A 7,660-nucleotide genomic window follows, 5' to 3' on the forward strand; every position below is an offset into this window, starting at 1 on the left:
TCTATTGGAGGCTTTTCCGTAGAGCTAAACCTCAGCTCTAACGGATACACATGACTTAATGATTACTTGTACGCTAGCGCCGTTGGGGCATCGCCGCGACTTTCGGCAAGTGGCTCAAACTCGTTGATGGCATTGATCTCAACGCCCATTGCTATGTTAGTTACTCGCTCAAGAATCAGCTCAACAACCACTGGTACCTTATGCTTGTTCATCAGCTCTTTGGCTTGCTCAAACGCAGCGGCAATTTGGTCTGGTTCACGAACTCGAATTGCCTTACAGCCTAGGCCTTCAACAACCGCAACATGATCAACACCGTAGCCTTCAAGCTCTGGCGCATTCTGGTTATCAAACGCCAGTTGTACACAATAATCGATATCAAATTGACGCTGTGCTTGGCGAATTAAACCTAGATACGAGTTGTTCACCAACACATGAATATATGGCAGGTTGAATTGCGCGCCAACGGCCAGTTCTTCGATCATGAATTGGAAATCGTAGTCACCAGAGATAGCAACGATATCGCGATTTGGATCAGCAGCTCGTACGCCTAATGCGGCTGGCGTTGTCCAACCCAATGGGCCAGCTTGACCACAGTTGATCCAGTTACGCGGCTTATAAACATGCAGGAACTGAGCGGCAGCAATTTGCGACAAACCAATTGTGCTCACATAACAAGTGTCACGACCAAATGCCTTGTTCATCTCTTCATAAACACGCATCGGTTTCATTGGCGCTTCATCGAAATTGGTTTTACGCAGCATGGTCGATTTGCGTTCCTGACACTCACTTGCCCAAGCATTTCGGTTTGGCAGTTTGCCAGCATCACGCCACTCTTGCGCCACTTCAACCATTAGCTCTAGTGCTGCTTTCGCATCAGAGACTATGCCCAAATCCGGACAGAACACACGGCCGATTTGAGTTGGTTCAATGTCCACATGTACAAACTTACGACCTTCGGTGTAAACATCCACGGACCCGGTATGACGGTTGGCCCAACGGTTACCGACACCAAACACGAAGTCAGATTTGAGCATGGTTTCGTTGCCGTAACGGTGAGACGTTTGTAGCCCTACCATGCCTGCCATTAATTCATGATCATCTGGGATCGAGCCCCAACCCATCAAGGTTGGAATCACAGGAACTCCAGTGATCTCGGCAAACTGTTGCAACAATTCAGACGCACCAGCGTTAATCACGCCACCACCCGATACAATCAGCGGTTTTTCAGATTGAGACATCATGGTTAATGCTTTCTCAACCTGCACGCGGGTTGCTTGTGGCTTATAAGGTTCTAGCGGTTCATAGGTATCGATATCAAATTCAATTTCAGCCAGCTGAACATCAATCGGTAGATCAATCAGGATTGGCCCCGGACGACCCGAACGCATTAAATGAAAGGCTTTTTGAAATGCGCGTGGCACTTGTGCAGGTTCCAGCACCGTGGTTGCCCATTTAGTGACTGGTTTAGCGATAGATTCAATGTCGACCGCTTGGAAATCTTCTTTATGAAGACGAGCACGGGGCGCTTGGCCGGTGATGCATAGAATTGGGATTGAATCTGCAGACGCAGAATAAAGGCCCGTGATCATGTCCGTTCCCGCAGGACCAGAAGTACCAATACACACACCTATATTGCCTTGATTGGTACGCGTATACCCTTCAGCCATATGGGATGCACCCTCTACGTGACGAGCTAAGACGTGGTCGATTCCTCCGAGCTTTTTCATAGCCGCATACATAGGGTTAATTGCTGCGCCGGGAACACCAAATGCGATGTCTACACCTTCACGTTTAAGCACCTCTACCGCTGCTTCAATCGCTTTCATAATTGCCATTCGAACCTCCAGTTCAGATTGTATACAATTAAACTAACTTTTGTGTACTATGAACCATCCTAGCTATTTATCAACCCCAGAACGAAACAATTTCGTTACATCAACCCATCGCATTAAGTACGCACTCATCCTGAAAAGCTTACAATTCATTGCTTTACATAAAATATCTTTACGTAAAAATAAATTACAAAAAGATCAAATGATAAATAAATGTTAAATACCGTTTGCTTGTTTACAATTTCTACAATATAAATATCCTTAAAAAGAGCATTTTGTATACAAAGTGGCATCGTATTGTATAAAGGAGACAACAATGATGAATGACGTAAAAGAGAGAGAAGAAGTACAATGTATGCAGGTACTTGGGAAGATGGACAACTCCGAGTACAAAGAGATCTTGTCTAAAGATGCATTAAAATTCTTAGAAGCTCTCGTCAATAAGTTTGGAGATCGCCGTCATGCCCTGCTAAGTGACCGCGACGTAAAACAAGCTCAATATGACGAGGGTGAGTTACCCAATTTCAGAAAGGACACCATTTCCATTCGCCAGAATAAAGAGTGGAAAGTGGCGACACCGCCACCAGAGCTACTCGATCGCCAAGTAGAGATCACCGGGCCTATCGAAAGAAAGATGGTGATCAACGCGCTAAACTCAGGCGCGAAAGTCTTCATGTGCTGCTTTGAAGATGCGTCTTCCCCGACTTGGGCCAATATGGTCGAAGGGCAAATCAACCTAAGAGACGCCAACCTTGGCACCATTAGCCATTTCGATGAGAAGAAGCAGAAGCGTTACCAATTAAACGACGATCCTGCACTGCTGATCGCTCGCCCACGAGGGATCCACCTTCCTGAGCAATCCATCCAATTCAACAATCAGCCTATCGGCGGTTGCTTGATGGACTTCGCTTTGTACTTTTTCCACAACTATCAATCACGTGCACAACAAAGCTTAGGCGTTTACTACTACATTCCCAAGCTTGAGAGCATGGAAGAAGCACAGTGGTGGGACGATATTTTCAGCTTCACCGAAAACTATTTCCACGTACCCAAAGGCACAATTCGTGCGACAGTTTTGATTGAGACACTTCCAGCCGTATTCCAAATGGAAGAGATCTTGTACGCCATGCGTGATCATATCGTGGCAATGAACTGTGGCCGTTGGGATTACATCTTCAGCTACATCAAAACGCTGAAAAACCATAAAGACCGCATCCTGCCTGACCGCCATGGGATCGGTATGGATCAAGAATTCCTCAACGCCTATAGCCAACTACTGGTGCGTACTTGTCACGCTCGTGGCGCACTGGCGATGGGTGGTATGTCGGCTTTTATTCCAGCAAAAGATCCGCAAGAAATGGCGCGTGTCACCGCCAAGGTTATCGAAGATAAGCAGAGAGAATCTCAGAACGGACACGATGGCACTTGGGTCGCGCACCCTGCACTGGTTGATTTAGCGATGTCGATATTCGATAAGCACCTTGATGGCAAAGTAAACCAAATGGATTTCCAAAGCCCAGAGCATGTGATCAATGCAGATTCGTTACTAAAACCTTGCGAAGGCAGCCGCGACGAAGCGGGTGTGCGTAAGAATATACGCATCGCGCTTTATTACATCGAAGCTTGGATTCAAGGCTACGGCTGTGTACCTATCTACGGCCTTATGGAAGATGCGGCGACCGCTGAGATCTCGAGAGCCAATATTTGGCAATGGATCCACCACGGCGTCACGCTTGATGACGGCCAAACCTTTACCAAGCAACTATTCCACTCTTGGCTTTACCAGGAGTTAGACACGATAAAACATGAAGTCGGAGACTCGCGCTATTCAGCTGGTCGATTTGAAGAGACAGCTGATCTTTTCTATCAACTTTCTACAGCCGAAGAGTTCGCCGCCTTCCTAACTTTACCCAGCTATGGGCTATTACAAGAGTCCAGTTAGGACTCTTGTACCGAGCTGAACCAGTCAATGATTATTCACAAACTAGAGTAATGATTGGCTGGCTGAGCTTGGTACGTATGCCCCTTGAAAAACTAGGAGATAACATGGGAAGTTTGACTCTACAACAAGCGTTAACCATCATCGATGGAACCTTAAAAGCAGGAAACAAAATCCACACAGAACCTTTGACGGTCGCCGTCTTAGACAGCGGTGGCAAGCTGATTTCTCTGCAACGTCAAGACGGCTCTAGCATGATGCGACCAGACATCGCGATTGCTAAAGCGTGGGGAGCACTCGCACTGGGTTGTTCCTCTAGAAAACTCGCCCAAGATGCTGATAATCGACCAGCATTTATCTCCGCCGTAAACGTACTCGCACACGGAAACATGGTGCCAGTGCCAGGGGGCCTACTGATTCGAGATAAGGATAAAACGGTACTTGGTGCGATTGGGGTCAGCGGTGACATCTCAGACATCGACGAAAGTTGCGCCATCAACGGCATTGGTTGTGCAGAACTGTTCAGTGACGAGATGCTGCAAGCTTAACTCGCCAATTCGCTGTACTTGAAGTTCTTAAACAAGCACAAAAAAACCGAAGCGATTAAGCTTCGGTTTTTTATTGAATCTAAAGGAAGATCAGAAAAACTACTCGTACGCGCTCAACCATGTTTTCAGAAGTTGGTTGGTGTTCTTCTTCTGACTCGCAGACAATGATTTAACCAGTTTTTTCTGCATTTCGACATGTTCAGTCATCATTTGGTCAATCAGAATAAGACCATCTTTTGTTAACTGAACACTCACGCTGCGTCTGTCTTCTTTGCTGTGTTCACGACTGATCAGCCCTTTGGCTTCTAGCTTATCAAGGCGATTGGTCATCGCGCCAGATGTCAGCATCATGGATCCAATCAGTTCAGATGGCGTCAGTCGGTAAGGCTTCCCAGAACGTCGCAACGTCGCCAGCACATCAAACTCACCCAGCTTCATGTCGTATTTTTTATGAAGCTCGGCAACTTGCGTCTCCATATACTTGGCAATACGCATAATCCGACCCATCATTGCCATAGGCTCAGTATCTAGTTCGGGCTTTTCCTTTGCCCATTGCTCTACTACGCGGTCGATAGCATCCATTTGCAATCTCGCTCCGTTGTTAGTCTGATTACTTCAAACTAGTTTAACATAAAGATACTTTACAACCACTAGTTCTCAGTATACAGTTCACACAATAGTTATCTTAACGTAAAGATATTTTAAATGAACATATTATTAGCAATGATCCCCGCGTTCTTTTGGGGAACAACCTATGCAGTGACGCAATTTACGCTACAGGAGTGGCCACCATTATTATTGGGTGCTTTGCGTGCGTTACCTGCTGGTTTGTTATTGCTAGCAGTAAAACCAACACTGCCTAAAAAAGGCGAGTGGCAAATCATTTTCACACTGGGCCTTATCAATATCGCGACCTTCTTTGGCTTGATCTTCGTGATGGCGCTAACGCTGCCTTCGGCAATCTCTGGCGTGGGCATGATCTCCGTGCCGGTGTTCGCGATGATCTTCCACTGGGTAGTGAAAAAACAGCGCCCGCATCTGATTCAAGCCCTTTCGGGTATTGGCTTGATCACCTTAGCGTGGATACTGTTTAACCCAAGCCAAATTGCTCTGAACCCAATCGGTTTAGGCGCAATGTTTGCCGCAATAATGTGTATTGTCATCGGCAGCAGCATTACCAAGTCACTGGGTAACCGCATGCACTGGTGGAAGGTATTAACGTGGCAGTTGATTCTGGGTGGTACGATTTTGTCTGTCGCGTCTGGCGTTCATGCATTCATCGACCCGCAGCCTTATGTTAATGCCGTGACTCATTTCGATACTCGTAATGCTATGGGACTCGTGTGGGTGATTGGCCTAAACACAGCGCTGGGTTACGGCATGTATGTGTGGTTGCTACAACGTATGTCGGTGGTTGATTTCACCTTCGGTGGAATCGCAAACCCAGTGGCTGGCATCGTGACAGGCATGGTGTTAATGGGTGAATCATTCACTGCAGTACAATACTCACTAATGACCGGCATGATAGTGATGTCACTGCTACCACAACTTATCCTTGCGGTAAGACAACCCAAACAAGTTAAGCCTGTTACGCAGTAGACGCAGCCTCTTAAACGTATTGCTCAAAAACGCGCCTCATTAAGGGCGCGTTTTTTGTTGCTACGCTAACAGCAATAACCCAACAGCCATACTCGTTGAGTTGACCATTCCTTAAGTTAAATTAAACCTCACAAAGAACAATGACTTTACTTTAACTATCTAAAGCGAATTTATTTTCTATAAAATAATCATACTAGAGATTTAATTTCCACAAAAAACTCAAATTAGAGATAAAAAGACAAAAACTTTCTCCGACGACCTACTTATACTGTGCCACGTCATTAAGGCGCCACAAGCTTATGATTTAAAATAATTATTAATGAGTAGTCACCATGAATTCGAAGTCTCTAACTATCTTGCTTTTTGTCTCTGTTTGCTTAATTTGGGGAACCACTTGGTTCGCGATGGAAGTAGCATTGCATTCTATCCCACCTATTTTTGCTACTGCGTTGCGCTTTTTACTTGCAGCACCTCTGCTTGCAGTATTGGCGAAAGTCTTCAACCAACCACTGCTGTTCCCTAAAGGTAAGCGCCAATGGCTGCTTATTGTTGCGTTGATGTATTTCGCGATTCCGTTTACGTTGATGATCTATGGCGAGCAATACATCTCTTCAGGTTTAGCGTCGATCATCTTCGCCAACATGCCTGTGGTTGTGATGCTGATGTCTGGCTTATTCTTAGGTCTACGACTAGCGAAGCACCAGATATTCGGTTTGATTACTGCTGTTGTGAGCCTATGTCTAATCCTTGGTAATGAAATGCAGATGGGTGGCGATGACTACCTAATTGGCACGGTTTGCTTAGGCCTTGCTGTTGCGATTCACGCAGTTATGTATGTGCTGGTTCAAAAGCACTGCAAAGGTATTGAAGTACTAACCTACAACGCCGTACCGAGCCTGATTGCTGCTTTATTCTTATTCGCTGTTTCAGCTGTAGGTGAAAACGTGAATGTTGAATCCTTCACTGGGGATTCAATCTCAGCCGTGGTTTACCTAGGCTTTGTCGCGAGTGTTGGCGGCGTTGTGGCTTACTTCAAATTAGGACAGGTTTCGACCCCTTTCCAAGCGTCTATCTGCTTTTTGATTTTCCCGGTAGTAGCGCTGCTAATATCTTGTTACGTCAACGGTGAAGTTCTGTCTGAACAATCATTGTTTATGATGATCCCCCTGCTTTGCGGCATTTTACTCACCAAGGCACCAAAGGGAATTTTCAAGCTGCGTACCGAATTAAAAACCGTAAGAAACTGATCCGCGTGAAACCTATTTTGCGGATTAGATATACATATCCCACATAAACAAAAAGCTCCAATATCACTATTGGAGCTTTTTGCTTATTTCATAATATCGAGACCAACATTAGCGCCAGCTAAACATTCGCACTTCGTTGCCCTCTTCAGGTTTCTTCGGAATGTTTAAAGATAGCGCTAGAGAAACCACGGCCATCACTGCACCAATATAGAAAACCGTTGCAGGAGAAGACAACCAAATCACACCAAACACCACTGGAATAACGACCGCTGCAATATGATTGATGGTGAAAGAGACACCAGCAGTTGATGCCATGTCTGCCGGGTCTGCGATTTTCTGGAAGTAAGTTTTGATCGCCAGCGCCAATGCAAAGAACAGGTGATCGATCACGTAAAGTGCCGCCGCGCTTTGCACCAAACCATAACCGACAAACACACCAATCAAGCCAACATACTCGAAGATCAACGCTTTACGCTGGCGTTGTTGCCTAAATTA

6 protein-coding genes and 1 pseudogene are annotated in these 7,660 nt (G+C 45.8%); 4 read left to right on the forward strand and 3 right to left on the reverse strand.

The genetic code is table 11. The features are described 5' to 3' along the window. Positions 1-62 precede the first annotated feature (62 nt). Positions 63-1,835 carry a glyoxylate carboligase gene (gcl, locus tag AB4585_RS19840; RefSeq protein WP_372154478.1) on the reverse strand — a complete coding sequence of 591 codons (1,773 nt, stop codon included), beginning with the start codon at positions 1,833-1,835 and terminating at the stop codon, positions 63-65. Between the two features lie 313 nt (positions 1,836-2,148). Here gcl and aceB point away from each other — a divergent pair, with 313 nt between their 5' ends. Both aceB and AB4585_RS19850 read left to right on the forward strand, forming a co-directional pair. After that, positions 2,149-3,774: a malate synthase A gene (gene aceB, locus AB4585_RS19845; RefSeq protein WP_372170693.1), complete on the forward strand. Its 1,626-nt coding sequence runs from the start codon at positions 2,149-2,151 to the stop codon at positions 3,772-3,774. Between the two features lie 104 nt (positions 3,775-3,878). Next, positions 3,879-4,319, forward strand: coding sequence for a heme-binding protein (locus AB4585_RS19850; protein WP_008220964.1), 441 nt, complete (start codon positions 3,879-3,881; stop codon positions 4,317-4,319). 99 nt (positions 4,320-4,418) lie between these two features. Here AB4585_RS19850 and AB4585_RS19855 read toward each other — a convergent pair whose 3' ends face one another. Beyond that, positions 4,419-4,901 carry a MarR family winged helix-turn-helix transcriptional regulator gene (locus tag AB4585_RS19855; protein WP_017061583.1) on the reverse strand — a complete coding sequence of 161 codons (483 nt, stop codon included), beginning with the start codon at positions 4,899-4,901 and terminating at the stop codon, positions 4,419-4,421. Positions 4,902-5,024: 123 nt separating this feature from the next. Here AB4585_RS19855 and AB4585_RS19860 point away from each other — a divergent pair, with 123 nt between their 5' ends. Together AB4585_RS19860 and AB4585_RS19865 are read left to right on the forward strand one after the other, a co-directional pair. Further along, complete coding sequence (locus AB4585_RS19860) at positions 5,025-5,918, forward strand: DMT family transporter (RefSeq protein WP_017065021.1); 894 nt, start codon at positions 5,025-5,027, stop codon at positions 5,916-5,918. Positions 5,919-6,250: 332 nt separating this feature from the next. After that, the gene (locus tag AB4585_RS19865) at positions 6,251-7,165 is read left to right on the forward strand and encodes a DMT family transporter (protein WP_372151738.1); all 915 of its coding nucleotides are present in this window, start codon (positions 6,251-6,253) and stop codon (positions 7,163-7,165) included. Between the two features lie 108 nt (positions 7,166-7,273). Here AB4585_RS19865 and AB4585_RS19870 read toward each other — a convergent pair. Next, a pseudogene (locus AB4585_RS19870) lies at positions 7,274-7,642 on the reverse strand (MFS transporter); the annotation flags it as partial. Positions 7,643-7,660 lie beyond the last annotated feature (18 nt).

Source organism: Vibrio sp. 10N.222.49.C9 (assembly GCF_041474985.1).
GTDB lineage: Bacteria > Pseudomonadota > Gammaproteobacteria > Enterobacterales > Vibrionaceae > Vibrio > Vibrio crassostreae_C.